This window comes from Streptomyces sp. NPDC005962 (assembly GCF_040629205.1).
In the GTDB taxonomy this organism is placed as follows: Bacteria; Actinomycetota; Actinomycetes; order Streptomycetales; family Streptomycetaceae; genus Streptomyces.
This window is the reverse complement of sequence record NZ_JBEXVE010000015.1, coordinates 38,952-63,834: the sequence shown is the minus strand read 5'-3', so window position 1 is coordinate 63,834 and position 24,883 is coordinate 38,952. Positions and strand designations below refer to the sequence as shown.

General features: G+C 72.0%; 23 protein-coding genes. 13 read left to right on the top strand and 10 right to left on the bottom strand.

Annotated elements, in window-relative coordinates:
• The first annotated feature begins 144 nt into the window (after positions 1-144).
• From ABZ370_RS24495 to ABZ370_RS24480, 4 genes are all read left to right on the top strand, one after another.
• Positions 145-1,491: an MFS transporter gene (locus ABZ370_RS24495; RefSeq protein ID WP_358624649.1), complete on the top strand. Its 1,347-nt coding sequence runs from the start codon at positions 145-147 to the stop codon at positions 1,489-1,491.
• Positions 1,488-2,945 carry an amidase family protein gene (locus ABZ370_RS24490; protein WP_358624647.1) on the top strand — a complete coding sequence of 486 codons (1,458 nt, stop codon included), beginning with the start codon at positions 1,488-1,490 and terminating at the stop codon, positions 2,943-2,945. Before ABZ370_RS24495 ends, ABZ370_RS24490 begins: the two co-directional genes overlap by 4 nt.
• Positions 2,946-2,982: 37 nt before the next feature.
• The gene (locus ABZ370_RS24485; protein WP_358624644.1) at positions 2,983-3,435 is read left to right on the top strand and encodes a GNAT family N-acetyltransferase; all 453 of its coding nucleotides are present in this window, start codon (positions 2,983-2,985) and stop codon (positions 3,433-3,435) included.
• 385 nt (positions 3,436-3,820) lie between these two features.
• Complete coding sequence (locus ABZ370_RS24480) at positions 3,821-4,027, top strand: hypothetical protein (RefSeq protein WP_358624642.1); 207 nt, start codon at positions 3,821-3,823, stop codon at positions 4,025-4,027.
• 180 nt (positions 4,028-4,207) lie between these two features.
• Here the strand turns inward: ABZ370_RS24480 and ABZ370_RS24475 are convergent, their stop codons facing one another.
• Positions 4,208-5,386 (bottom strand): acyl-CoA dehydrogenase family protein, encoded by a 1,179-nt coding sequence (locus tag ABZ370_RS24475; RefSeq protein ID WP_358624640.1) that lies wholly within the window; start codon positions 5,384-5,386, stop codon positions 4,208-4,210.
• A 135-nt stretch (positions 5,387-5,521) separates the two neighbouring features.
• The gene (locus ABZ370_RS24470) at positions 5,522-7,675 is read right to left on the bottom strand and encodes a pyridoxamine 5'-phosphate oxidase family protein (protein WP_358624638.1); all 2,154 of its coding nucleotides are present in this window, start codon (positions 7,673-7,675) and stop codon (positions 5,522-5,524) included.
• Positions 7,676-7,817: 142 nt separating this feature from the next.
• Between ABZ370_RS24470 and dhaK the strand changes: the two genes are divergently transcribed.
• From dhaK to ABZ370_RS24450, 4 genes are all read left to right on the top strand, one after another.
• Complete coding sequence (gene dhaK / locus ABZ370_RS24465; protein WP_358624635.1) at positions 7,818-8,810, top strand: dihydroxyacetone kinase subunit DhaK; 993 nt, start codon at positions 7,818-7,820, stop codon at positions 8,808-8,810.
• A gap of 110 nt (positions 8,811-8,920) precedes the next feature.
• The gene (dhaL, locus tag ABZ370_RS24460; protein ID WP_358624632.1) at positions 8,921-9,556 is read left to right on the top strand and encodes a dihydroxyacetone kinase subunit DhaL; all 636 of its coding nucleotides are present in this window, start codon (positions 8,921-8,923) and stop codon (positions 9,554-9,556) included.
• Positions 9,553-9,984: a PTS fructose transporter subunit IIA gene (locus ABZ370_RS24455; RefSeq protein ID WP_358624630.1), complete on the top strand. Its 432-nt coding sequence runs from the start codon at positions 9,553-9,555 to the stop codon at positions 9,982-9,984. Before dhaL ends, ABZ370_RS24455 begins: the two co-directional genes overlap by 4 nt.
• Positions 9,985-10,219: 235 nt before the next feature.
• Positions 10,220-11,608 (top strand): MFS transporter, encoded by a 1,389-nt coding sequence (locus ABZ370_RS24450; protein WP_358624627.1) that lies wholly within the window; start codon positions 10,220-10,222, stop codon positions 11,606-11,608.
• 47 nt (positions 11,609-11,655) lie between these two features.
• Here ABZ370_RS24450 and ABZ370_RS24445 read toward each other — a convergent pair whose 3' ends face one another.
• From ABZ370_RS24445 to ABZ370_RS24435, 3 genes are read right to left on the bottom strand one after another with little or no spacing between them, the layout of a single operon-like run.
• The gene (locus ABZ370_RS24445) at positions 11,656-13,671 is read right to left on the bottom strand and encodes a GAF domain-containing protein (RefSeq protein ID WP_358624624.1); all 2,016 of its coding nucleotides are present in this window, start codon (positions 13,669-13,671) and stop codon (positions 11,656-11,658) included.
• Positions 13,656-14,480, bottom strand: coding sequence for a 3-hydroxybutyrate dehydrogenase (locus ABZ370_RS24440; protein WP_358624622.1), 825 nt, complete (start codon positions 14,478-14,480; stop codon positions 13,656-13,658). Before ABZ370_RS24440 ends, ABZ370_RS24445 begins: the two co-directional genes overlap by 16 nt.
• 55 nt (positions 14,481-14,535) lie before the next feature.
• Entirely contained in the window at positions 14,536-15,015 is a 480-nt protein-coding gene (locus tag ABZ370_RS24435; protein WP_358624619.1) for an NUDIX domain-containing protein, read from the bottom strand.
• A 402-nt stretch (positions 15,016-15,417) separates the two neighbouring features.
• Here ABZ370_RS24435 and ABZ370_RS24430 point away from each other — a divergent pair, with 402 nt between their 5' ends.
• The gene (locus ABZ370_RS24430) at positions 15,418-16,335 is read left to right on the top strand and encodes an O-antigen ligase family protein (RefSeq protein ID WP_358624895.1); all 918 of its coding nucleotides are present in this window, start codon (positions 15,418-15,420) and stop codon (positions 16,333-16,335) included.
• A gap of 567 nt (positions 16,336-16,902) precedes the next feature.
• On the opposite strand, the gene ABZ370_RS24425 is transcribed toward ABZ370_RS24430, so the two are convergent.
• Positions 16,903-17,475, bottom strand: coding sequence for a hypothetical protein (locus ABZ370_RS24425; RefSeq protein ID WP_358624616.1), 573 nt, complete (start codon positions 17,473-17,475; stop codon positions 16,903-16,905).
• Between the two features lie 74 nt (positions 17,476-17,549).
• A complete protein-coding gene (locus ABZ370_RS24420) occupies positions 17,550-18,353 on the bottom strand; it encodes an aspartate/glutamate racemase family protein (protein ID WP_358624614.1) in 804 nt (267 codons plus the stop codon).
• Between the two features lie 68 nt (positions 18,354-18,421).
• On the opposite strand from ABZ370_RS24420, the gene ABZ370_RS24415 reads away from it, so the two are divergent.
• Positions 18,422-19,732 carry a glycosyltransferase gene (locus ABZ370_RS24415; protein WP_358624611.1) on the top strand — a complete coding sequence of 437 codons (1,311 nt, stop codon included), beginning with the start codon at positions 18,422-18,424 and terminating at the stop codon, positions 19,730-19,732.
• A 4-nt stretch (positions 19,733-19,736) separates the two neighbouring features.
• Here ABZ370_RS24415 and ABZ370_RS24410 read toward each other — a convergent pair whose 3' ends face one another.
• Positions 19,737-21,062 (bottom strand): TerD family protein, encoded by a 1,326-nt coding sequence (locus tag ABZ370_RS24410; RefSeq protein ID WP_358624893.1) that lies wholly within the window; start codon positions 21,060-21,062, stop codon positions 19,737-19,739.
• 211 nt (positions 21,063-21,273) lie between these two features.
• On the opposite strand from ABZ370_RS24410, the gene ABZ370_RS24405 reads away from it, so the two are divergent.
• Positions 21,274-21,792 (top strand): DUF6643 family protein, encoded by a 519-nt coding sequence (locus ABZ370_RS24405; RefSeq protein ID WP_358624609.1) that lies wholly within the window; start codon positions 21,274-21,276, stop codon positions 21,790-21,792.
• A 168-nt stretch (positions 21,793-21,960) separates the two neighbouring features.
• Complete coding sequence (locus tag ABZ370_RS24400; protein ID WP_358624607.1) at positions 21,961-22,803, top strand: MOSC N-terminal beta barrel domain-containing protein; 843 nt, start codon at positions 21,961-21,963, stop codon at positions 22,801-22,803.
• Between the two features lie 29 nt (positions 22,804-22,832).
• Here the strand turns inward: ABZ370_RS24400 and ABZ370_RS24395 are convergent, their stop codons facing one another.
• Entirely contained in the window at positions 22,833-23,552 is a 720-nt protein-coding gene (locus tag ABZ370_RS24395) for a response regulator transcription factor (protein WP_358624606.1), read from the bottom strand.
• A gap of 138 nt (positions 23,553-23,690) precedes the next feature.
• On the bottom strand, positions 23,691-24,140 hold the full coding sequence (locus tag ABZ370_RS24390) for a cyclic nucleotide-binding domain-containing protein (RefSeq protein WP_358624604.1): 450 nt from the start codon (positions 24,138-24,140) through the stop codon (positions 23,691-23,693).
• 209 nt (positions 24,141-24,349) lie between these two features.
• Here ABZ370_RS24390 and ABZ370_RS24385 point away from each other — a divergent pair, with 209 nt between their 5' ends.
• Positions 24,350-24,817 carry an ATP-binding protein gene (locus tag ABZ370_RS24385; RefSeq protein ID WP_358624601.1) on the top strand — a complete coding sequence of 156 codons (468 nt, stop codon included), beginning with the start codon at positions 24,350-24,352 and terminating at the stop codon, positions 24,815-24,817.
• Positions 24,818-24,883: the final 66 nt, after the last annotated feature.

The window sequence follows — 24,883 nt, the reverse complement described above, 5'->3', positions numbered from 1 at the left end:
TATAGGACAACCCTGCCCTTAGGCCAGGATCATCGGCCTAGTCCTGTGGCTCAGGTCGCCCTATGGTCAGCGGGTCGACACCTTCGATCAACCGACTCCACACCACGCAGCAGCACCCGCTGCTCCGACAGGAGCTCCACGATCATGGCCGTTCCCCTCCCCGGCTCGACACGCAGACCCATCACCGCAGGCGCGATAGGCAACTTCATCGAGTGGTTCGACTACAGCATCTACGGGTTCATGGCAGTGACCATCTCGTCGGTGTTCTTCGAGCAGAGCAATCCCACTGGCGCTCTGCTGGCGACCTTCGGCGTGTTCGCGCTGCCTGTCATCACCCGGCCCCTCGGCGGCATAGTCTTCGCCCGGTACGGCGACCGGATCGGCCGCCGGAAGACTCTGGCCATCGTGCTGATCCTCATGTCGCTGTCCAGTGCGTCGATCGGTCTGATACCCAGCTACGACACCATTGGCGTCGCTGCCCCCATCCTGCTGGTCGTGGCCCGCATCGTGCAGGGCTTCTCGGCCGGCGGCGAGTACGCGGGCGGCGCAGCTCTGATCGCCGAGGCCGCACCGAGCTCCCGGCGAGGATTCTTCGTGAGCTTCATGCCCTCCAGCACCGGCCTCGGTCTGCTCGCGGGCTCCCTCTTCTCCTTCCTCATCACCCAGAGCCTCACAGCACAACAGCTCCAGTCCTGGGGCTGGCGCGTCGGCTTCCTGCTCGCCCTTCCCCTCGGCGCCATCGGCCTCTACATCCGGCTACGGCTCGAAGACTCTGCCGCCTTCCAGCAGCTCGTGGAGACCGACACCGTCGCGTCGTCCCCGCTGCGGGAAGTACTGCGCACGCACCACCGGGATGTGCTACGTGTCGCGGGCATCGCCCTGGGCCAGACCGTCTGTTACTACGTCGTGCTCGTCTACACCCCAACGTTTATGCGGACCGAGCTGAACTACACTGCAGGCGCATCGCTGATCACCGCATCGGTGGCGATCGCGGTCTATGCCCTCACCATCCCGCTCGCCGGACGGATCTCGGACACCGTCGGCCGTAAACCCCTGATGTTCATCGGCGGATTCGCCATGCTCGTCCTGGTGCTGCCGATGTACGCCATTATCCCCAGCAGCGGCCCCGGCGTCGCCATGGTTCTCCAAGTCGCGGTCGGGGGTCTGGCACTCGGCTGCTACACCGGCCCGCTGGTGTGCGCCTGGGTCGAGCTCTTCCCCACCCGGGTGCGCTACTCAGGAGTCTCTCTGGGATTCAGTCTCGCCGTCGTCGCCTCGGTCGCCTCACCCTTCGTCCTTACCTGGCTTACCGAGGTCATCCACAGCGACCTCGCCCCCGCCTGGTACGTGATCGTGGCCGTCGCCATATCGCTCGCCACCCTCTTCAACCTTCGCGAGACGGCACCGGAAAAGTCCGGCGTCGACCTTGTCACCCCAGATCCGGCGGAGCGGGCCGCCGACGCCGATCTCACTCCCGGAGCCCACGCATGAGTGACACCGTCCCCCGCGAGGCCGACCTGACCGCCCCCACCGACGACCTGACTTGGAAGACCGCCGCCCAGCTCCGAGAGCTCTACGCGCGCAAGGAGGTCTCTCCAGTCGAGGTTGCGCAGGCTCATCTCGACCGGATCGCCCAGTACGACGAGCATGTCAACGCGTTCGTCACCATCACCGCCGACCGTGCCCTCGCCGACGCCCGCGCGGCCGAAGACGAATGGCGTACCTCAGAAACCGCCCCTGCCCGACCACTGTTGGGCATCCCCTTCGCGCTCAAAGACCTCGTCCCAACTACGGGGATACGGACCACCAAGGGCTCCGCCCGCACCAGGGACTGGATCCCGTCGGCCGATTCACCACTCGCCCAGCGACTGCTGACCAGCGGTGGAGCACTCCTGGGCAAGACGACCACCTCCGAAGCGGGCTGGAAAGCGGACTCCGGTAACCGGGTCAACGGCCCGGCCCGCAACCCGCACTCACTCACGCATACGGCGGGAGGATCCAGCGGCGGGGCGGCCGCAGCTGTCGCCGCAGGCTTCACCCCGGTGGCACAGGGCGGGGACGGTGCTGGATCCGTCCGAATTCCCGCATCCTTCTGCGGAACCGTCGGCATCAAGCCCAGCACCGGCATCATCCCGTACTTTCCACCCACACCGCTGGGCCCCATAGTCGCCAACGGCCCTCTCGCCCGCACCGTCGCCGACGCAGCACTCCTGCTGGACGTCCTCAGCGGCCCCGACCACCGGGACCCCACCTCCCTTCCCCACTCTCCCGGAGGCTTCGTCCGAGCGTGCAAGCGCCCGCCCCGCTCGCTGCGGATCGCCTATCTGCCAACACTCGGTGGCCGTACCCCAGAAGAGACAGTCTCCGGCCCCATCGCCCAGGCCGTCGCCAGGCTCGAAGACGCAGGCCACACAGTGAACGTCCTCGACGCCACTCCTCACGACCGGTTCGACCTGCTGCACGTCATCTGGACCACCGGATTCGCCACTCTGTTCCCTGACCCGGGAGAGGACCTCGATACCGGGCTGGCAGCCGTTGTACGCGAGGCCGCCTGCTTCACAGGGGCCGACCTCGCAGCAGCTCATCTACAACGACAGCAGTACAAGGCCGAGATGAGCGAGTTCCTCGCTCCGTACGACGTCGCGATCACCCCCACCTGCGCCGTCCCACCCTTCGCCCCCGGAGCAGACCACCCCGACACTGTGCGAGGCCGTCCCGCGAACTACCTGGACTGGGCATGGCTGACCTACACCTTCAACCTCACCGAACACCCCGCCCTCACACTCCCGTGTGCTGCAACTGCCGAAGGCCTTCCCATCGGTATCCAACTCATCGGCCACCATTACCGCGACCATGACCTCGTCGCAGCAGCCGCAGCCATAGAGACGACAGTGCGCAACACATCAATGCCCTCATTCAAACACCCGTTGCCAGAACTTATTTGAGGCCGCCGCAGAAAAGCTCGCACAGAAAGTACACCCCATGGATGAAGCGATTCACATCCGAAAGGCCACTCCCGAAGACTACGATCCCATCGTTTCGGTCATGGATGACTGGTGGGGGCGCACCGTGAGCCCCGTTCTCCCTCGACTCTTCCTCGATCACTTCTACGAAACCAGCTTCATCGCTGAATCCAAGGGAACTCTGTCCGGATTCTTGGTGGGATTCTTTTCACCCGCAAGGCAACGCGAGGCGTACATACACTTCTCCGGAGTCGACCCCATTCACAGAGGCACTGGCATAGGACGCAGTCTCTATGAGCGCTTCTTCGACACAGCAAGAGACGACGGGCGAGATACCATTCGAGCTATCACTCCGACTATAAATAAGCAGTCGATCATTTTTCATCGATCGCTGGGGTTCGACATCTCGGAACCTGTAGCCGATTATCATGGACCAGCCAGAGAGCGCATAATCTTCAATCTTCGAATTTAAGGACAGCCTGCGCGCGGGAATGCCTACTGCGTCATCTCGGCTACCTTTGGGGCAGCCGAGGCGCGGACAGTCCATAGAGCGAGCAAGTCCAGAGCCTTCGAGCCGGCGGGCCCGGTGGACTACAGTTTGGCGTTTCGTCCCGGCACTGGTCGGGGGCACTGTGATAAGCCTGGGCCACGCCGACAACACGTGCATCGCTTCACCTGGCGCACAGATCAGTGACATCGTCCGGCCCGTGAGTGTCTCGACAACACAGATTGTCACCGCGGTCCAAGAGATCCTGACGTCCCACACCCGGATCATCACTGCACAGGGCGTGACATCGAACCATTCCTAAACCATGTCTTAGGCTGAATCCGAAGCCCTGACGGCGGTCGAGGAGTACTTGGAGATTCCGTACCGTATACGGCGGCGCCCCGATTCCTCGTCCGCCGTGCGGCAACGGCTCACCGACGAGGTCAGCGGCCTGCTGGCACGCATGGCCTTCCACCAGGCGTGGCTTCAGATCGAAGCATCGGCCGTCGCCGGCCCCTACGCGATCCTTGTGGCCACGGCACGATCGGAAGCCGGCGCGCACATGAGTCTCGCCTGAGAGCAGCCGCCGATCACCACCGACAGCGTGTGAACCTTGGGGCCGCGGACCCCCGGGATCACTCAAACGCGGCCCGAGCCTCCTGCATCGAAATGATGCGTCGCCACCTCTGAGATGATGGTGATCTCGATGCCAACTATCCTGCTTTTGTGCCAACTAAAAAGCCTGGTCACAAGCGGATCAGCGGCGCACCCGTGGCATGCCCAGGCCGAGCCAGGAGATGATCTCCCGCTGGATCTCGTTGTTGCCGCCGCCGAAGGTGAAGACGACGCTGCTGCGGTAGCCGCGCTCCAGTTCCCCGTGGAGGACCGCGCCCGCCGAGCCCTCCTTGAGCGGGCCCGCGGCGCCGACCACCTCCATCAGCCAGGCGTAGGCGTCACGGCGCGCCTCGGAGCCGTAGACCTTGACGGCGGAGGCGTCGTACGGGGTGAGGGTGTCGCGCTGGAGGGCGTCCACCATCTGCCAGTTGAGCAGCTTCATGGCGTCCAGCCGGGCGTGGGTGCGGGCCAGCCGGGCGCGGACCCAGGCCAGGTCGATGACCCGGCGGCCGTCCGGGAGCTTGGTGTCGGCGGCCCACTGCCGGACGCCGCGCAGGGCGCGGATGGCCATGGTGCCGTGGGCGGCGAGGGTGACGCGTTCGTAGTTGAGCTGGGTGGTGATCATCCGCCAGCCCTCGTTCTCGGCGCCGACGCGGCGGGCGGCCGGGACCCGGATGTCCTCGTAGTAGCTGGCGGTGGTGTCGTGCGAGGCGAGGGTCGTGATGACGGTGCAGGAGTAGCCGGGGTCGGTGGTCGGCACGAGCAGGATGCTGATGCCCTTGTGGGGCTTGGCGTCGGGGTCGGTGCGGACCGCGAGCCAGACCCAGTCGGCGGTGTCGCCGTTGGTGGTCCAGGTCTTCTGGCCGTTCACCACGTAGTCGTCGCCGTCGCGTACGGCGCGGGTGGTGAGGGCGGCGAGGTCGGTTCCGGCGTCGGGTTCGCTGTAGCCGATCGCGAAGTCGATCTCGCCGGAGAGGACGCGCGGCAGGAAGTACCGCTTCTGCTCGTCGGTGCCGTAGCGCATGAGCGTGGGGCCGACCGTGTTGAGGGCCATCAGCGGCAGCGGTACGTTCGCCTGGGCGGCCTCGTCGAAGAAGATGAACTGTTCGACCGGGCCCAGCCCCCGCCCGCCGTACTCCCGGGGCCAGCCCACGCCCAGCCAGCCGTCGGTGCCGAGGCGGCGGATGGTCTCGCGGTAGAACCGCTTCTGCCCGGCGGGGTCCGCGTAGCGGGCGTAGGCGTCGTCGGGGACCAGCTCGGCGAAATAGGTGCGCAGCTCGGCTCGTAACTGCCGCTGTTCAGGGGTGTATTCGAGGTCCACGGCCCCTCCTGGAGTCTCGCGTGCGCCACGACGGCGGTCTGGGAGCGTCCTGGGATCGAGGGGCACGGTAGAACGCGTTCCAAAAATTCGGAAGGGCCATGGGCCATCGGGCATTCCGCCCCGGACCGCCGGTGCTCAGCTCTCCTCGTCCGTCCGGGGCGGGCTGTCGTCCGTACCGCGCCGTACGACCTGTACGGGATGGCCCGGGCGCCAGGTACGCAGCACCAGGTCGGACCCCTCGACCGCGGTGTGCACGACCTCGGTCACCTCGGCGCGGAAGAGGTGGAAGGGCTCGGGCGGGTGGACCTCGGCGGCGAAGCGGGCGAGCGAATCCGGGTCGGTCACCTCGACGGCCCGGCCGCTGATCCGGATGTCGCCGCCGGAGGTGCCGGTGGGGCCCGGGTTGGCCTGGAGGGAGAAGCGCCGGTCGCGGCGCAGGTCGACGGCCTTGCGCGAGTCGGGCATCATGCCGAGCCACAGCTCCCCGAAGCGGAAGTTGACCTCCAGAGGGGTCACCCGCGGGGAGCCGTCCTGGCGCACGGTGGCCAGGACATGGGTGCGGTAGGCCTCGAAGCGCTCCTGCGCGGCCGTGGCGAAGCCGGGCTCCGCCGTCTGGAATCCGGCCCAACTGGTGATCGGATACGTCGTCATGGCGCCCATGTTCGCGGGATTTTCCGACGCCTCCTGTCCGGATTTACGCGACTGGAGAGACTCCCCCGATTCCCCCGCGCCGCGCGAGGCCACTTGGCGCGCCTGGTCCGGCGGCAGATAGGCGCTCCACGCCGTCCCCGGCAGCGGGAAACCGATCCAGGTGCGGGCGTACGACGGCGGCCGGGCGTCGCCGTCGCGCCGGACGAGCAGCGCGGTGGGCTCGTGCGCGGCCCGGCGCAGCAGCCCGGTGACGGTGGTGGAGCGGTTGTTCCCGCTGGTCTGGGCGGAGCCGCAGCCCGCGTGGTACGCGACGGGCAGGGCCCGGTCACCGGCCACCAGACACGGCGGCCGCAGCCCCAGCCGCTTCAGCCCGTCGGCGGCGGTGCGGTAGCGCCCGGTGGTCTTCTCGGACACCGCCGAGGTGTGCGCGAGGACGGCGAACTGGCTGGCCAGGTGGAGCAGGACGACGATCCCGAGCGCGGTGGCCATGTGGCGCGGCGAGCGCGCGTCGCGGACGGCGCGGAAGCCGAGCGCGGCGATGGGCAGGGCGAGCAGGGCGTAGGAGGGCATCAGGAAGCGCGGCGCGGAGTAGTCGATGAGCAGCAGGTAGGGGACGGCGAGGGAGGCCGCGCAGACGATGGGCAGCACGGTGACCGGAAGGCCGGGGTCGCGCTGCATCTGGGGCCGACCGAGCCCGACGCGCACCCGGGTCCGCCGTTCGTGACGGTCCCGCAGGGCGAGGCCGGCGGCGGCGAGGGTCAGCACCGGCAGCGACAGCCACCACAGGGTCAGCTCCGGATGGCTCAGCGACACCTCGCACGGGCGGCACAGCTGCGGCCCGTTGAGGCTGCGCAGCGCGGCGCCCACAGCGAAGTGGAGGCCCATGCCGCCCTCGACCTCGCTGGAGACGTCCAGCCGCCCGCCGATGCCGCCGAAGCGGTCGTAGGCCTCGCCGATCCACTGCGCGGCGCCGAGCAGGAGCCCGCCCGCCAGCGCGGGCAGGGCGGGCCGCCAGATCCGCACCCGGAGGGCGACGGCCAGCAGCGGAAGGGCCAGCCAGCCGCCGTCGGGGGTGCGGACGAGCGTGACACCGGCGACGACCGCGGCGAGCCACCAGCGGGCGTGGCGCTCGTGGGGCAGCCGCAGGAACCAGCCGACGGCGGCCACCGCACCGAGCGCGACCCAGAGGTTGGGCATCACGGCCGGGCCGCTGATCGTGGTGATCCACAGCCCGGCGAAGAGGAGCGCGGCGAGCGCGACCGGGCCGCGCGGCAGCAACCTGTTCCAGACGCGGAAGGCGGCGTAGAGCGCGCCCGCGGAAAGCACCGTGAGGAGGATGCGGAGCGCCGTGATGGAGGACGTGGCGGCGACCACCGGGGAGACCAGCATGCTGATGCCGCGGGAGCGCGGTGCGCTGAAGTACGCGGCCGGGCCGCGCGGGTCCACCTGGGAGACGTAGACGGACTCGTCCCACCCCAGCGCGTGCCCGACGTGCGGGACGACCACGGCGAGCTGGACCACCGCGTAGCCGACGGCGACCACCGCGAGCCACGGCGCGCGGCGCCGGTGGCGCGGCGGCCGGGGTGGATGCGGGCGCGGGCGCGCGGTGGCGGCCGCCGGTGCGGCAGTGTTCTCCATGCGCGCACCATATGATGCCTATGTACCTTTTTCTGCTTATTAGGCCGTTCGGCTCAGCGCCCCAGGGGTGCCATGACCGCGTCGGGTCCGTACGCTGTTGCAGCGGTGCACAGCCCCCTTCCGGTGGAGGACGAACGCCCCCATGAAGATGCTCATCAATGTGGCCGAAACCGTGGTCGCCGACGCGCTGCGCGGACTGGCCGCCTCCCATCCCGAACTGACGGTGGATGTCGAGAACCGGGTCATCATCCGGCGCGACGCGCCGGTACCCGACAAGGTGGCCCTGCTCTCCGGCGGCGGCTCCGGCCACGAGCCGCTGCACGGCGGGTTCGTGGGGCCCGGCATGCTCGACGCTGCCTGCCCCGGCGAGGTCTTCACCTCCCCCGTGCCCGACCAGATGGTGCGCGCGGCGGCCGCCGTGGACAGCGGCAAGGGCGTGCTGTTCGTCGTCAAGAACTACACCGGCGACGTGCTCAACTTCGACATGGCGGCCGAACTCGCCGAGGACGAGGGCATCCAGGTCGCCAGGGTGCTCGTCGACGACGACGTGGCGGTATCCGACAGCACCCACACGGCGGGCCGCCGGGGCACCGGCGCGACGCTGTTCGTGGAGAAGATCGCCGGTGCGGCGGCCGAGGAAGGGGCGCCGCTGGAGCGGGTGGAGGCGATCGCCCGCCGGGTCAACGCGTCCTCGCGCAGCTTCGGCGTGGCGCTCTCCCCCTGTGCGACACCTGCCAAGGGCGGCCCCACCTTCGATCTGCCCGCCGGGGAGCTGGAGTTGGGCGTGGGCATCCACGGCGAGCCGGGGCGGGAGCGGCGGGCCATGATGACCTCGCGCGAGATCGCCGACTACGCGGTGGACGCGGTGCTGGACGACCTGCGCCCGGACAGTCCGGTGCTCGTCCTGGTCAACGGAATGGGCGCGACTCCGCAGCTGGAGCTGTACGGCTTCGCGGCCGAGGTGCACCGGGTGCTCGGCGAGCGCCATGTGGCGGTGGCACGTACGCTCGTCGGCAACTACGTCACATCACTCGACATGGCGGGCGCCTCGGTCACGCTGTGCCAGGTCGACGAGGACCTGCTGCGGCTGTGGGACGCCCCCGTACGGACCGCCGGGCTCCGCTGGGGCTGCTGACCCGGCCCCCCATACACACAGGACTCACCCACCGGGCCCCACCGGCCCGTCCCGCCGGTGGACCCGGTACGTACGCTGTCGCCGTCGGTTTTCGTCATGAGGAGGCGTCTGTGTCCAGCAGTGAACCCGCAGTCGAACACGCGCTCGACACCTCTTTCTTCCAACGCTGGCTCACCGCCGCGGCCGAGTCCGTGCACCGCGAGGCGGCCCGGCTCACCGATCTGGACTCCGCGATCGGCGACGCCGACCACGGCACCAATATGCAGCGCGGTTTCGCGGCCGTGGCCGAAGCGCTGGAGAAAGAGCCGCCGGGCTCGCCCGGCGCCGCGCTCATCCTGGCCGGACGCCAGTTGATCTCGAAGGTGGGCGGCGCCTCCGGGCCGCTGTACGGGACGCTGCTGCGGCGCGCGGGCAAGGCGCTGGGGGACGCGGCGGAGGTCACGCCCCAGCAGCTGGCCGACGCGCTGCGGGCCGGGGTGGACGCGGTCGCGCAGCTCGGCGGCGCCGCGCCGGGCGACAAGACCATGCTGGACGCGCTGCTGCCAGCGGTGGAGGCGCTGGGCGGCGACACCGCGTCGTTCACCGCGGCGGGCGAGGCCGCCGACAAGGGCGCGCTGGCCACCGTACCGATGCTGGCGCGCAAGGGCCGGGCCAGCTATCTGGGCGAACGCAGCGTCGGCCACCAGGACCCCGGCGCCACCTCGTCCGCGCTGATCGTCACGGCGCTGGCGGAGGCCGTCCGATGACCGAGGGCGCCATCACGGAGGACGGCGGGGAGAAGCTGGTCGGGGTCGTGGTCGTGTCGCACAGCGGGGAGGTCGCCGAGTCGGTCGCCCGGCTGGCCACCGCGCTGGCAGGCGGCGGCACCGCGCCCGTGCGCGCCGCGGGCGGCACCCCGGACGGCGGATTCGGCACCAGCGAGGAGCTGATACGCGAGGCGGCGTACGCGGTCGACCAGGGCGCCGGGGTGGCCATACTGGTCGACCTCGGCAGCGCCGTACTGACCGTCAAGGCGCTGCTGGCCGAGGAGGACGAGCTGCCGGAGGGCTCCCGGCTGGTGGACGCGCCGCTGGTGGAGGGTGCGGTGGCGGCCGTCGTCACCGCGTCCACCGGCGCGGACGTGGACACGGTCGCGGGCGCCGCCGCGGAGGCGTACGACTACCGCAAGGTCTGAGCCAGGGCATGCGGGCCCGGGGCCGGGGAGCCAACTCCCCCGCACCGGGCCCGTCTCCATCGCACCGGGCCCGTCTCCGTCATCCCGGACCCGTCTCCGTCATCCCGCCCGCATGGGTGCGGCGCCCGCGACGGACGGCGGAAGTGTGTAGTCCCCCTACATATCCGAGCTGACATGCGCATTTCTACGGTGTGGCACACGAATCCGTCCCCGCACCCGCTCGGAAGTGGTAACCATGGCGTCTCCGGCCCCCGCTCCCCCGACCAGCCCCGGCTCGCTGCGCCGCGTCGTCGCGGCGAGCCTCATCGGCACGACCATCGAGTGGTACGACTTCTTCCTGTACGGGTCGGCCGCCGCACTCGTCTTCAACAAGCTGTTCTTCCCCGACTCCGACCCGCTCGTCGGAACCCTGCTGTCGTTCCTGACGTACGCGGTCGGCTTCGCCGCCCGGCCCATCGGCGCCCTGGTGTTCGGGCACTACGGCGACCGGCTCGGCCGTAAGAAGCTGCTGATCCTCAGCCTGCTGCTGATGGGCGGGGCGACCTGTGCGATCGGTCTGCTGCCGACCCACGCCACCGTCGGCTCGGCCGCCCCCGTGCTGCTCACCGCGCTGCGGCTGGTCCAGGGCTTCGCGCTCGGCGGCGAATGGGGCGGCGCGGTGCTGCTGGTGTCCGAGCACGGGGACGCGCGGCGGCGCGGATTCTGGGCCTCCTGGCCGCAGACCGGCGCCCCCGCCGGGCAGTTGCTGGCCACCGCGGTGCTGTCCGCGCTGACCGGTCTGCTCTCCGAGTCCGCCTTCGAGTCCTGGGGATGGCGGGTGCCGTTCCTGCTCTCCGGTGTGCTGGTGCTGGTCGGCTTGTGGATTCGTCTCTCTGTCGATGAATCACCGGTGTTCAAGGCCGCGCTGGCCCAGGCCGAGGCCCGGAAGGCCACCGGCGTGGTGGAGAAGACGCCGCTGGTGGCCGTCCTGCGCCACCACTGGCGGGACGTGCTGGTCGCGATGGGCGCCCGCATGGCCGAGAACATCAGCTACTACGTGCTCACGGCCTTCGTCCTCGTATACGCCACCTCCGACCATGTGGGCCTCGGCAAGCAGACCGCGCTGAACGCCGTACTCATCGCCTCCGCGGTGCACTTCGCCACGATCCCGGCCTGGGGCGCGCTCTCGGACCGTATCGGCCGCCGCCCGGTCTACCTGCTGGGTGCGGTGGGCGTCGGCGCGTGGGCGTTCCCCTTCTTCGCCCTCATCGACACGGAGGGCTTCGGGGCGCTGGTCCTCGCGGTCACCGTCGGGCTGGTCTTCCACGGTGCGATGTACGCGCCGCAGGCGGCCTTCTTCTCGGAGATGTTCGCGACCCGGATGCGGTACTCGGGCGCCTCGATCGGCGCCCAGTTCTCCTCGGTCGCGGCCGGGGCGCCCGCCCCGCTGATCGCCACCGCGCTGCTCGCCGACTACGACAGCGCCACTCCGATCGCCCTGTACGTCATCGCGGCGGCGCTGCTGACGGTGGTGGCGGTCGGCGCGGCGAAGGAGACCCGCGAACGCGATCTGAGCGCCATCCGGCCGGACGACACCGAGGACGCGCGGACGGCGTCGGAGGCCTCCCGTTCGGCCTCGGCATAGCGGCGCGTCGGGCGGGCCGTCAGGAGGACCCGCCCGGCTCAGCGCGCTCAACACTCGATGTCTACGGCCCCCGTCAGCCGGTGCAGCCGCAGCGCCAGCTGTATCTCCAGCGCCCGCGCGGGCGACTGCCAGTCGTCGCCGAGCAGCCGCCCGACCCGCTCCAGCCGCTGCGCCACCGTGTTCACGTGCACATGCAGCTCGTCCTTGGTGCGCGCCGGGCTCATCCCGCTCGCGAAGTACGCGTCGAGCGTGCGGACCAGCCCGGTGCCGCGCCGCGCGTCGTACTCCACGACCGCCCCGATGACGCGCGTGACGAAGTCCCGCACCCGGGTGCCGTCCGGGGCGCCGTCCCGGGTACCGGCCAGCAGCAGGCCGAGGAAGCCGAAGTCCTCGGCGGCGGCCCCCTCACCGGCCCGGCCCAGCGCCCGCAGCGCGGCCAGACATCGCCGTGCCTCGGCGTACGAGACGGCGACCTCGGCCGGGCGGGCGGCGGGCGCGGCCACGGGTGTGGAGGCGCCGACGGTGACGGGCGCGTGCACGGCGGTGCCCAGCTGCCGGGCGGTACGGCGGGCCAGGGCGTCGGCGCTGTCGCCCCCGGCGAGCGGCAGCAGCAGCACCGTGCCGCCGTCGCGCGCCGCGGCCAGCCCCTGCCGGGTGGCGGCCAGATGGGACGCGGCGGACCACAGGCGCTGCCGGTCGGCGGCGTCCTCGGGTTCCGTGGCGGCCTCGGGGCCCGCCGTGGCGCGGGGCGCGTCGATGGCCGCGGCGAGGACGACATGGGGCGCGTCCAGGTCCGCCCGCAGCCGCGCGGCACGCTCCCGCAGCAGCCGCGGCTCCCGGTCGGGCGCGTCGAGCAGATCGTCCAGCAGCTCGCCGCGCACCCGCTGTTCGGCCTCGCCCGCCGAGCGGCGGGCGAGCTGCAGCAGTGAGGTGACCATGGCGGCGCGCTCCAGGGTGCGCTGATCGACGGGGTCGAGCCGGGGGTGGCCGTGCAGGACGAGCGCGCCGAGGAGTTCGCCGCCCGCCGAGACGGCCGCGATCCAGTCGTCGCCGTGGCGTACGGCGTGGCCGTCGGCCCGCGACCGGTCGAGGGCCTCCGCGGGCGCCCGGTCCGCCTCCAGGAACTCCACCGACCCGCTCAGCACCTCGGCCACGGCGGCGGCGACGTCCCGCACCCCGCCGCCGCGCAGCACCAGTTCGGTGAGCCGGTCGTGAACCTCGGAGGCGCGCTCGATGACACCGCTGCGGTCCCGGATGATCTCGTTGGCGGCCTCCAGTTCGGCCAGCGCCGTCCGCGTCTCGGCGAGCAGATTGGCCGTGTCGAGCGCGACGGCCGCGTGGGCGGCGAACGAGGCGAGCAGGGCGATCTGTTCGCGTTCGAAGACGCGGACGCGGCGGTCGGCCGCGAACAGCACCCCGATGACGTTACTGCCGAGCAGCAGCGGCACCCCGAGGATGGCGACCAGGCCCTCGTCGCTGACGCCCGCGTCGATGGTCCGGGTGTGCTGGAACCGGGGGTCGTCGAAGTAGCTGTCGGTCACATAGGGGCGCGCGGTCTGGGCGACGAGCCCGCCGAGCCCCTCCCCCATGCCCAGCCGCAGCTGCTGGAAGCGCGCCGAGACCGAACCGTCGGTGACCCTCATGTAGGTATCCCCGGCTGTCGGGTCGTTGAGGGTCAGATACGCGGCCTCGGTCCCCAGGAGCGAGCGGGCGCGCTGCACGATGGCCTGGAGGACCGCGTCCAGGTCGCGCAGCCCCGCGAGGTCGTGGGCGGTCTCGAAGAGCGCGGACAGCTCGGCCTCGCGGCGCCTGCGCCCCTCCAGTTCGCCGCGTACCCGCAGGGCGAGCAGCTTGGCGCGCTCCAGGGCGGCCAGCCGCTCGGCCGGGGCCCTCTCGGCGCGCGCGAGCAGACCGGGGCGCTCGTACGCCTCGGCGGGCGCGCCTCGCGCGAGCAGCTCCAGGTACGGGGTCTCCGGCGGGTCGCCGTGCGGCCGGTCGTGCGGTGAGCCGTTCGGTGTTCCCTTAGGCGTGCCGTCCGGTGAGCCGTTCAGTGGGCTGTCCATCCGCCGTCCATGGAGAGCGAGGTACCGGTGATGAACGAGGCGTGCGGACCGCACAGATACGCCACGGCCTCCGCCACCTCCTCCGGCTCGACGAGCCGCTTGACCGCCGCGTCGGCCAGCAGCACCTCGGAGACGACGCGCTCCTCGGAGATGCCGTGCGCCGCGGCCTGGTCGGCGATCTGACGTTCGACCAGCGGGGTGCGCGTATAGCCGGGGTTGACGCAGTTGGACGTCACGCCGTGGGGCGCGCCCTCCAGGGCGGCGGTCTTGGAGAGCCCCTCCAGACCGTGTTTGGCGGCCACATACGCGGACTTGTACGCGGAGGCGCGCAGGCCGTGTACGGAGGAGATGTTCACGATCCGCCCCCAGCCCCGCTCGTACATCCCCGGCAGCGCGCCGCGCACCAGCCGGAACGGGGCCTCCAGCATCACCGTGAGCATCCGGGAGAAGACCTCCGGCGGGAACTCATCGATCGGGCGGACGAACTGCATCCCCGCGTTGTTGACGAGGATGTCGGCGCCCTCGGCGGCCCGTTCGGCCGCGTCGAGGTCGGTGAGGTCCAGGGCGTACGCCTCGACGGTGCCCGGCGTACGGACCGTCCGCTCGGCGAAGGCGACCAAGTCGGCCAGGCCCTCGGCGTCCCGGTCGACGGCCCGTACCCGCGCCCCGGCGGCCGCCAGCCGCAGGCCGCACGCGCGTCCGATGCCCCCGGCGGCGCCGGTGACGACTGCGGTACGGCCGGTGAGACCGGCGTCGGCGGACCGGGGGGCGGAGCCCGGAGCGGGGCCGGGCACGGGGGGCGCGTTCATGAGCCGCAGACTAGGCGGCGGCCGCGCACGGACCGATGGGGGCGCGGCACACTCTTCACTCCCCCGGGATGGGTTCGAACCACGTCGGCTCCTCGCCGAGCGCCTGCTTGATCCGGGTGAGCGAGAAGTCCGCCAGCTCCGGCAGCGCGTCGAGCGGGAACCAGCCCACGTCCAGCGACTCGTCGTCGTTCACCCGCGCCTCGCCGCCCACCGCGCGGCAGCGGAAGCAGACGTCCATGAACTGGCACTGGTCGTCGTTGGGGTACGTCACCGGCGCCAGGGTCCGTACGAGCACGATGCGCTCCGGTACGCAGCGCACCGCCGTCTCCTCGTGCACCTCGCGCACGATGGCCTCGGCGGGCTGCTCGCCCGGTTCGGGGATGCCGCAGATGATCGCCCAGTGGCCGTTGTCGGCGCGACGGCCCAGCAGCACTCTGCCCTCGTCGTCGAAGACGACGGCGCTCACGCCCGGCAGGTAGAGAAGCTGATGGCCGATGGAGGAGCGGAGGCCGCGGATGAAGTCGGGGGTCGCCATGCGCCGAGGGTATCGACCGGCCGCGCGCCCGCGCCGGTGGCCTGCGCCGGGCGCCCGTTCTGTGCGCCCCGGGTGTGTTTCACCACTGACACATCGTTTCTGCGCAACATATACACATAACTCGCCGCTGGCGCTACGGTTTCTGGTGCATGGCACGCGACGCGACTTCCGGTCGCTGCGCGATGCCCGTCACGACGGGGGGTCGACGGGATGACGTCATCTGCGCTGGAACCGGTCGTAAGGAATCACGACCAGGACGACAGCGATCACCACAACGATCACGACAACGATTACTACAGCGACTACTACAGCGATCACTCCCGCCACGCCCTGGGCAGTGTGCCCGACATCGCGGGCGTGGCGATCCTCGCTTCCTGCGCCCTGTGGGCGCTCATCTCCGCCATGGGGCGCACCGCGCGCCCCGAAGGGGTGCTGCTCGCCGTACTGGCCGTGGCCGCCGGGTACGCCTGCGGGCGTATCGCCGGATCGCTCCTGCCGGTCGCCTGCGGTGCCGCCGCCGGGCTCGCGGGGCTCGGCCTGACCCTGGCCACCCACACCGGCTCAAGCGTCCACCAGGGGCTGGACGCGGCCCAGCTGACCCTGGCCACCGGTGCGGCCTGCTGCGCCGCCTGGGCCGCCCGGCGGACCGCGCTCCGGCTGGCCCTGTGGCTGCTGGCCCTGACGATCACGCTCACCGCCGTGGTGAGCGGCCCGACGGCGGGCTGGGCCGCGAGCGGCGCGGTCCTGCTCTGCTCCCTGGCCGCCGCCCGGCCGCGGCGGCTCGCGGGGCTGGCCGCCCTCGCGCTCGTCGCCGCGCTCGGCGTCCTCGGCTGCTGGGCGGTCGCGGCGGACGCGGTGCCGGGCGGTCTGCCGCCCTCGCTGCGGTCCCACCTCACCGAGCACCGTCTCCACCTGTGGCAGGACGCGGCCCACCTCGCCGGGACGAACCCGGTCCGCGGCGCCGGGCCCGACCTCTTCGCCGAGCTGAGCCCGACGGCCTCGGCCTCCCCCGAACCGGAGACCAGGCCGCACTCCGCCCCACTCCAGCAGGCCGCCGGTCAGGGCCTGCCGGGCGTGGCTCTCCTGGGCGCGGCCTTCGCCTGGCTGCTGTACGCCCTGTGGCGCTCGCCCCGGTCCACCCCGATCGCCCTGACGGCGGCGGCCGCGCTGACGGCCCTGGCCGTCGAAGCGTCGCTGGGCAACGCGCTCAGCTTCCCCCAGGTGACGGCAGGAGCAGGCCTCCTGGCAGGCCTGGCAACAGCCCGCCACCTGGAGTCCCCCACACCCCCACCCCGCCCGGCCCAGTCCCGGAGTGCCTAGCCCGGGGCGGTCGGGGTTGGGGGGCGCGGCCCGGTCCGCGGTGGGCTTGCCCCGGTGCGGCTGTGGTTGTTCCCCCACCCCGCCCCTTCCCGAAACCGGGGGACTCCCCCGGGCCCCCGGCTCTGGGTTCTCGGCGAGGGCACTCGGCTGCCCGCCACGTTGCCCGGCCGTGGGTGAGACGCCCACGGAGAGCGCTACAGGACGAGGCCGAGCCGAAGCCCCGGCCCCGTCCCCACCTGCACCCTGCACCACGTCCGGGCTCCGCCCCTGCGATCCCCAGGACGGGGCCCGGGGCGCCCTCAGCGTGAAGCCACAACCACAGCCGCCCCGGAGCAGCCCACCGCGAACCGATCACGCGCGCCCCGAACCTCGGCCACCCCGGGCGGGGCACTCCCGCGATGCCCCAGTCGGGGCCCGGGGTGCCCCCCGGTTTCGGGAAGGGGCGGGGTGGGGAACAACCCCAGCCGCACCCGGGCGCTGCCCCGGCGAGGCACTCCGCAATGCCCCAGGACGGGGCCCGGGGTGTCCCCGGATTCGGGGAGGGGCGGGGTGGGGGAGGGAAACCTGTCAGACCTGGGACGTGCGGGTTGCGATCAGGCGGAGGCGGGCCCGGATGACCCGGACGGCCGCCTCCGCGTCGTCCACCGTCACCGTGAAGACGCGGCCGTCTCCCAGCCTCAGCACCAGCCCCTCGCCGCGCCGCACCACCACCGCCGTGCCCTTGTCGGGGCGCCACCGGTAGCCCCAGCCGCCCCACTGGCAGGGGGTGACGCGGGGCGCGACGTCGGCGTGGACCACGTCGCTGAGGGGGATGCGGCGGCGGGGCAGCCCCATGTGGCCGCAGCGGACCTCCAGGCACTCCTCGTCGACCCGCACCGCCACATGGACGAAGGCGAGGGTGCCGAAGAGCATCAGCAGTCCGGCGGCGAGGCAGCCGATGACCGACATCAGCAGCGGGGCGATCCCGGTGGTCCAGGAGGAGGCGACGGCGAGGTCGATGCCGAGCGCCACGCACGCCGCGCCCGCGGTCGCCAGCACCCACTGCACCCGGTTGTGGGCATGACCGGTCCAGACCGCGGGCGTGCCCTGGCCCGGGGTCTGCTTGCCGTGGTGCTCGGGGTCCTCGGCGTGGGGCCTCATGACTGGCAGGGTACTCACGTTCCGCTACCACGGCAGCAGACCGCGGTGTCCGGGCTGGTGGGAGGCGGTTCGGGTCAGCCCCGCGCCGGGGTGGCAGGGGCCAGCAGAGCACCCTCGGCGTAGCCGAGCGCGGCTTCCGGAAGCGTGGCCTCGCGGCCGCTGAGGATGACCGTGAGCGTGCCGCGCGGCGCGGTCGCGGCCGCACCGGGCAGCAGCGCGGCCTCGGCTCCGATCCGCCGCAGCGCCTGCGCGGCGACGGCCCCGGCCGACTGGTGGAGCGCGACGGGCGGCGCACCGGCGGGCTGGACGGCGGCGCGGATGCGATCGGCGACCAGCTCGTAGTGAGTGCAGCCGAGGACGACGGCCCGGACATCGTCCGGGGTACGGGCCGCCGCAGCGGCCACCGCGGCGTCGATCGCCGCGTCGTCGACCTGCTGGACGGCGTCGGCGAGACCGGGGCACGGCACGGCCGTCACCTCGACGCCGTCCGCGAAGTCACGGATCAGCGCGCGCTGGTACGGGCTGCCGGTGGTGGCGGGCGTGGCCCAGATCGCGATGGGCCCGCCACCGGCCGCCGCGGGCTTGATCGCGGGGACGGTCCCGATGACCGGCAGCCCGGGCTCCAGCTCGGCCCGCACCGTGGGCAGGGCGTGGACGGAGGCGGTGTTGCAGGCGATGATCAGCGCGTCGGGACGGTGGGCGGCGGCGGCCCGGGCGCAGGCCAGGGCGTGTTCGGTGATGTCCTCGGAAGTACGCGGCCCCCACGGCAGGCCGTCGGGGTCGGAGGAGAGAACGAGATCGGCGTCGGGGCGAAGGCGGTGCACCGCGGCCGCGGCGGGCAGCAGGCCGAATCCGGAGTCAATCAGCGCGATCTTCACCCGGTCACTTTAAAGGATCGGCCCCGAGTCCCCGGCACCCGGGCGCCGGTTCGGGCAGACTGCGACGGGTGAGCGCGCTGACGTGGATCGCCGCCGGGTCCGTGGTGGTATGGCTGTGGCTGCTGCTGGGCCAGGGGTTCTTCTGGCGTACGGATATCCGACTGCCCCGGGCCCCGGCCGCCGGGCCCGGAGCCCCGGTCCGTGAGCCCGGAGCGCCGGTCGGCGGGCCCGGAGCGCCGATGGGCGGGCCCGGAGCCGCGGCCTGTGGCCCCGGAGCCGCGATCGGCGGGCCCGGGACCCCGGCCGATGAGCAGCCGGGCGGCTGGCCCTCGGTGGCCATCGTGGTGCCCGCCCGGGACGAGGCCGCCGTCCTCCCCGCGAGCCTGCCGTCGCTGCTCGCCCAGGACTATCCCGGACCGGCCGAGATCTTCCTGATCGACGACGGCAGCTCCGACGGCACCGGAAAGCTGGCCCGCGAACTCGCCGACACCCACGGGGGGCTGCCGCTGACCGTCGGCTCGCCGGGTGAGCCGGAGCCCGGCTGGACCGGGAAGCTGTGGGCGGTGCGGCACGGTATCGCGCTCGCCGCGAGCGGCCACCCCGCGGACTTTCTGCTGCTGACGGATGCCGACATCGCTCATGAGCCGGACTCGCTGCGGGAGTTGGTGCGGGCCGCCCGGGCCCACCGTCTGGACCTGGTGTCGCAGATGGCGCGGCTGCGGGTGGCGACCGGCTGGGAGCGGCTGATCGTCCCGGCGTTCGTGTACTTCTTCGCCCAGCTGTACCCGTTCCGGTGGGTCAACCGCCGCCGGGGACGCCGGGCGGCCGCCGCGGGCGGCTGCGTGCTGCTGCGCCGGGAGGCGGCCGAGAGGGCCGGGGTGCCGGAGGCCATCCGGCAGGCGGTCATCGACGACGTGGCACTCGCCCGGGCGGTCAAGCGCTCCGGCGGGGCGACCTGGCTGGGCCTCGCCGACCGGGTCGACAGCGTCCGGCCGTATCCGGGGCTCGGTGAACTGTGGCGGATGGTCTCGCGCAGCGCGTACGCCCAGCTGCGGCACAATCCACTGCTGCTGATGGCAGCCGTCGCGGGGCTCGCGGTGGTGTACCTCGCGCCGCCCGTCGCGCTGTGCGCCGGCGCACTCACCGGGCGCCCGGTGCTGCTCACGGCGGGCGCCGCCGCGTGGGCGCTGATGACCGTGACGTACGTCCCGATGCTGCGCTACTACTGGCAGACCCTCTGGCTGGCTCCGCTGCTGCCGCTGACGGCGTTTCTCTATCTGCTGATGACCGTCGACTCGGCGGTGCGGCACTGGCGGGGGCGGGGCGCGGCCTGGAAGGGGCGCACCTACGCCCGCCCCAGCGCCGCGCCCGGCGAATGAGCCGTCACTTGCGGCCCGGTGTCCAGTTCATGCCCCAGCCATAGGCGTGGTCGAGGGTGCGCTGCGGGCTGACGCCGCGGTCCGGCACCAGGTAGCGGGCCTCGCGCTGCACGACGAGATCGCCACCGTTGTTGGTGATGAGCGCGAGCGCGCAGACGGTGGACGGGACGGTGCACTCGTCGAGCGAGAAATCGACCGGCGCGCCGAACTGTGGCTGAAGAGTGACGGTGGCGTGCAGGTTCGCGAAGCTGCGCGCACCTTCGTAGATGGTGACGAAGACGAGGACGCGGCGGAACGAGTCCTTCCGGTCGAGATTGACGGTGAGGTTCTCGCCGGACGTCCGGGCACCGGTCCGGTCGTCGGCGTCGAGCTGGATGAACGGCGGCTGGTGCAGTGACCCGAAGGAGTTGCCGAGCGCCTGCACCACGCCCTTGCTGCCGTCGGCGAGTTCGAACAGGCAGCCCAGGTCGAGGTCGAGGTCGCCGTGGAGGGCCAGGGCCCGGCCGAGCTTCTGGCCCCAGCCCTGGAACTGCTTGTGCACCTGCCAGTTGAGGTTGACCCGCAGGGAGCCGGAGGTGCCGCCCTGCTTGGTGAGCGAGACGGCGGGCGCATCCTTGGTCAACGTCACCTTGCTGAGGCTCACCGGCGCGCCCGCGGGCGCCGAACCCGGCGCGACTGGAGGCGCGGCCGCGGCCGGAGGCGGCGGGAAGGCGGCGGCCGGAGGCCCCGACGGCGGAGCCAGGGGCGCGGCGGGCGGCGCGGGCGGCGCGACCGGGGGCGCGGGTACGGAGGCGGGAGCGGGTGCCCGCTCCGGTTCGTCGACGCTGATACCGAAGTCGGTGGCGAGGCCCGCGAGCCCGCTGTCGTACCCCTGGCCGACCGCGCGGAACTTCCATCCGCCCTGCCTGCGGTACAGCTCACCGAGGACGAACGCGGTCTCCTTGGAGGCGTCCTCGCTGTCGAAGCGGGCGATCTCGGCGCCGCCGGACGCGTCGAGGACCCGGATGAACAGCCCGGGCACCCGGCCAAACGTTCCGCCATCCGCGGAGGCGGCGAGCACCACGGTCTCGATGGCGGGCTCCACCCGGCCCAGGTCGACCGCGAGGGTGTCCGTCACGGTGTCACCCGCGGTCCGCTTGCCCTCGTGCCGTACGGCGCCCGAGGCGTGCACCGCCTGGTTGTAGAACACGAAGTCCGCGTCGGAGCGAACCTTTCCGGACACCAGCAGCAGCGCGGAGGCGTCCACATCCGGCGCTCCGGGGCTGGCGCGCCAGCCGAGTTCGACCCGCACCGCCCCTGCCGTGACCTGGATGTTGCTGCCTTTGCGCATCGCCATTCTGTCCCCCTGTCTTTCTGTTCGCTTCATCTTTGGACGGGCATGTGACCCTCTGAAAACGCGCCCTTTACAGGATCTCAACGTACCCTGACGACCGTTTTCCCCGGTTTCTATCGGATTGGGGGTCCGCGACCGCTCCGAACACTGAAAACAACCCTCCTACCGGGCTCCCCAATCAGCACATGGTGGGCTTAACTTATGGTCTATGACCTCCCCCCGCAGCACCTACGGCGGCGGCTACTACTCCTCGCCGTCCTTCCCGGACACCCCCATCTACGACAGCCTTGTCGCCGAGCGGGGAACGCCTCAGATCGCGCCCATCCGGGTGCCTTCCGCTTATGACACCGGAAGCCACCTCCCGGCACTGCCCTCGGCGCTTCCCGCGCTCCCGGCCGCTCCCTCCCAGCAGGGCCCGCCGCCCGGCTATCAGCAGCAGGCGCCGCAGCAGGGCGGAATGCAGCCCGGGATGCAGCCGGGAATGCAGCCGGGCGGGCTCCAGCAGGCCCCCTCGCCGTACATCCCGCCGCAGGGCGGCCCGCGCGGCTACCCGGGGGCGCAGCAGCCGCGCCAGGCGGCGCCGAACGGGTACGAGGCGATGCGCCCGGCGATGCCGCGTCCCGCGGCGCCCCGCCCGGCGGCGCCCGCGCCGTCCCCGTACGACGACCCGTACGGCCGTCAGCAGCAGTACCCGGGGCGTCCCCAGCAGCCGGGGGGCGGCTACTGACCCCAGCGCAGCACCTCCGCGCACCCTTCGCACCACGCATTACGCACCACCACGCATCACGCACCACGGCCGAGGTCCGGTGTTCCGTCCGCCGGACCTCCGGGCCTCGGCTTGTGTTCACCCCGTGGCCCTCTCGGCCTGTCGGACCCTGCTGGCAGGATGTTCGGCATGGTCCACCCACAGCTGAGCGCCGTTCACGTCTACCCCGTCAAGTCCGTCGCGGGGTCGGCGCCCGGTGCCGCGGCCGTGGAGCCGTGGGGGCTGGCCGGGGACCGCAGATGGATGGTCGTCGAGCCCGACGGCCGCTATGTGACCCAGCGCCAGCAGCCGAGGCTGGCTCTCGCCTCGGCCGACCCGCTGCCGGGCGGTGGTGTCCGGCTCGGCGCCGAGGGCCATGAGCCGCTGACCGTGACCGCACCCGGGCCGGGGGACCCGTCGGTGCCGTCATCCGCCCCCTTCCCCGTGAAGCTGGCGCGGACGGAGGTAGAGGTGGTGTCGGCGGGAGCCGCCGCCGACGCCTGGTTCAGCGGCTTCCTGGGCACCGAGGTGCGGCTGGTCCACCTCGACGACCCGCTGCGGCGGCCCCTGACCCCGGAGTACGCGCTCGGCGGCGAGACCGTGAGCCTCGCCGACGAGTTTCCGCTGCTGCTCACCACCACCGCGTCACTGCACGCGCTCAACTCGCTCATCGCCCAGGGCGACCACCCCGATGAGGGCCCCCTGCCTATGAACCGCTTCCGGCCGAACGTCGTCATCGACGGCACCGCGCCGTGGGCCGAGGACGACTGGCGGCGGATAAGGATCGGCGAGGTCGTCTTCCGGGTGGCCAAGCCGTGCTCCCGCTGCGTCGTCACCACGACCGACCAGAGCACCGGCGAGCGCGGCAAGGAGCCGCTGCGCACGCTGGCGCGGCACCGGCGGGTGGGGGACGCCCTGCTCTTCGGGCAGAACCTGGTGCCGGAGGGCACGGGCACGCTGCGGCTGGGCGACCCGGTCGAGATCCTGGAGTAGGGGCGGGGCGCGGGGGCGCCCACCCGGGCTCACTGCCCCGTCTCGCGCTCCCTGATCCGTTCGGCGATCACCGCGGCCTGGATACGCCGTCCCACGCCCAGCTTGGACAGGATCGAGGAGATCCGGTTCTTGACGGTCTTCTCGGCGAGGAACAGCCGCTCCGCGATCTGCCGGTTGGTCAGCCCGTCGCCGATCAGCTCCAGGATCTCCCGTTCACGCGGGGACAGCCGCTCCAGCTCGTCGGGCGCGCTGGGCCGGGGCCCGCGGAGCCGGGCCATGACCCGGGCGGTCGCGCCCGGGTCGAGCATGGACCGGCCGCCCGCCACAGTGCGCACGGCGGACACCAGGTCGGAGCCGTTGATCTGCTTGAGCACATAGCCCGCGGCCCCCGCCATGATGGCGTCGAAGAGCGCTTCGTCGTCGTCGAAGGACGTGAGCATCAGACAGGCGAGACCGGGCAGCCGGTCCCGCAACTCCCGGCAGACCGCGATCCCTTCGTGATCGGCGCCCTCCCCCGCCCCGCCCAGCCGTACGTCGAGCACCGCCACATGGGGCCGTACGGCGGGGGCGCGGGCGATGGCCTCGCGGGCGCTCGCCGCCTCGCCGACGACCGTGAGGTCGGGCTCCGCGTCGAGCAGGTCGCGCAAGCCCCGTCGCACCACCTCGTGGTCGTCGAGCAGGAAGACCCCGATGGGGTCGGCGGGAGGGTCGGCTCCCCCGGCCTCGGCGGTGTCGGCTGTCTCGGGCACTGCCCTCTCCTCCGTAGCGCGCGGGGCGCCGGTCGTGATCCGGCTGCCCACTCTTACGTCCTGCCGCGGGAAGGGGTAAGGGGCCATTCGGCCCTCCCCGATCACGGTTCCGCACTCGGTCAACGGTCGCGCACCCGGTCAGGGGGACATGCCGCCCGCGTACGGCCCGTACAGGTCCAGCAGCCGGGTGCGGGCGGCCTGCAGCCGCCGCCCGATCACCTGGGCGCAGGCCAGCGCGAGCGAGTAGCCCAGCTCCGCGTCCTCGTCGCACAGCCGTCGTACCGCCTCCGCGTCGAACTCGTACGCGCGCACCGGGCTGAGCGCCTCCGCTCCCAGGTGCCAGGTGTCCGGCGGGAACAGCCACGACCAGCCGATCAGCTCGCCGGGGCCCAGGGTCTCGATCACCGCGGCCCGGCGGCCCGGGACCCGCAGGTCGAGGGTGATCGCGCCGGTGCGGATGATCCAGAAGTGGTCGGCCTTCCGGCCCTCCTCGAAGATGCGGCCGCCCGAGGGGAAGGACACATCGTGGGCGAGCGCCATCAGCCGCTCGCGGTGCTCGGTCCTCAGTGCGCCCAGAAGTCCCTTCATGGCCTCACTCTGCCGTCTCCTCCCCCGCCTCGCCCCTCGGCGGTGACCGTGCGTGCGAGCCACCGCCGATCCGAAGCGATACGCCGATGAGCGCGTACCGACTCCCCCTTAGTCATTTCCCGTCGAGTTGCCGATATGACACGTCATTTGTGGTCACTCCTCCCCCTGGCACTCCACACCCCATACCCTCGGCTCTTTCACCGAGCCCGATGCAGCTCACCCTCGTCACACGGGAGGCCCTGGTGCCAGCCGACTCTCTCCGTCGGTCCGCCAACCGAGCCGGAGCACAGCTGGAACATCTCCTGCACCGCCGCTTCACCGCGGGCGAGCTGCCGCGGCTGCGGGTACTCGTCGAGGAGTGCGCCGCCTGGGCCGGACTCAGCGAGACCCGCCGCGGCGACTTCGTCCTCGCCGTCGACGAGATCGCCAGCAACGCGATCGAACACGCGGGCGGGAAGGGCTCCCTGCTGCTGCGGCGGGTGGGCGACGAGCTGGAGTGCCGGATCAGCGATTGCGGCCCCGGCTTCTCCGAGGACGTCATCCCGCAGATCCTGCCCGGCCTGGACGGCGCGACCAGCGGCCGCGGGCTGTGGCTGACCCGCCTGGTCACCGACCGGCTGGCGATCAGCGCCGGGGCCATGGGCGCCGTCGTGACGCTCGCCATGCGGCTGCGGTAGAAGCGCCGTTACTCCCGGTGCCCGGATACCGCGTCATGGCGACCGCTTCGGCGGGACAATGAGCGG

Excerpts from the sequence above, each read along its gene's own strand:
- ABZ370_RS24390 (WP_358624604.1), bottom strand. The coding sequence starts at position 24,140 with ATGAAGGGACTTCTGGGCGCACTGAGGACCGAGCACCGCGAGCGGCTG.
- ABZ370_RS24430 (WP_358624895.1), top strand. The coding sequence starts at position 15,418 with ATGGGGCGCACCGCGCGCCCCGAAGGGGTGCTGCTCGCCGTACTGGCC.
- ABZ370_RS24495 (WP_358624649.1), top strand. The coding sequence starts at position 145 with ATGGCCGTTCCCCTCCCCGGCTCGACACGCAGACCCATCACCGCAGGC.
- ABZ370_RS24455 (WP_358624630.1), top strand. The coding sequence starts at position 9,553 with ATGACCGAGGGCGCCATCACGGAGGACGGCGGGGAGAAGCTGGTCGGG.
- ABZ370_RS24440 (WP_358624622.1), bottom strand. The coding sequence starts at position 14,480 with ATGAACGCGCCCCCCGTGCCCGGCCCCGCTCCGGGCTCCGCCCCCCGG.
- dhaK (WP_358624635.1), top strand. The coding sequence starts at position 7,818 with ATGAAGATGCTCATCAATGTGGCCGAAACCGTGGTCGCCGACGCGCTG.
- ABZ370_RS24450 (WP_358624627.1), top strand. The coding sequence starts at position 10,220 with ATGGCGTCTCCGGCCCCCGCTCCCCCGACCAGCCCCGGCTCGCTGCGC.
- ABZ370_RS24425 (WP_358624616.1), bottom strand. The coding sequence starts at position 17,475 with ATGAGGCCCCACGCCGAGGACCCCGAGCACCACGGCAAGCAGACCCCG.
- ABZ370_RS24470 (WP_358624638.1), bottom strand. The coding sequence starts at position 7,675 with ATGGAGAACACTGCCGCACCGGCGGCCGCCACCGCGCGCCCGCGCCCG.
- ABZ370_RS24400 (WP_358624607.1), top strand. The coding sequence starts at position 21,961 with ATGGTCCACCCACAGCTGAGCGCCGTTCACGTCTACCCCGTCAAGTCC.
- ABZ370_RS24490 (WP_358624647.1), top strand. The coding sequence starts at position 1,488 with ATGAGTGACACCGTCCCCCGCGAGGCCGACCTGACCGCCCCCACCGAC.
- ABZ370_RS24485 (WP_358624644.1), top strand. The coding sequence starts at position 2,983 with ATGGATGAAGCGATTCACATCCGAAAGGCCACTCCCGAAGACTACGAT.
- ABZ370_RS24405 (WP_358624609.1), top strand. The coding sequence starts at position 21,274 with ATGACCTCCCCCCGCAGCACCTACGGCGGCGGCTACTACTCCTCGCCG.
- ABZ370_RS24410 (WP_358624893.1), bottom strand. The coding sequence starts at position 21,062 with ATGCGCAAAGGCAGCAACATCCAGGTCACGGCAGGGGCGGTGCGGGTC.
- ABZ370_RS24445 (WP_358624624.1), bottom strand. The coding sequence starts at position 13,671 with ATGGACAGCCCACTGAACGGCTCACCGGACGGCACGCCTAAGGGAACA.
- ABZ370_RS24385 (WP_358624601.1), top strand. The coding sequence starts at position 24,350 with ATGCAGCTCACCCTCGTCACACGGGAGGCCCTGGTGCCAGCCGACTCT.
- ABZ370_RS24435 (WP_358624619.1), bottom strand. The coding sequence starts at position 15,015 with ATGGCGACCCCCGACTTCATCCGCGGCCTCCGCTCCTCCATCGGCCAT.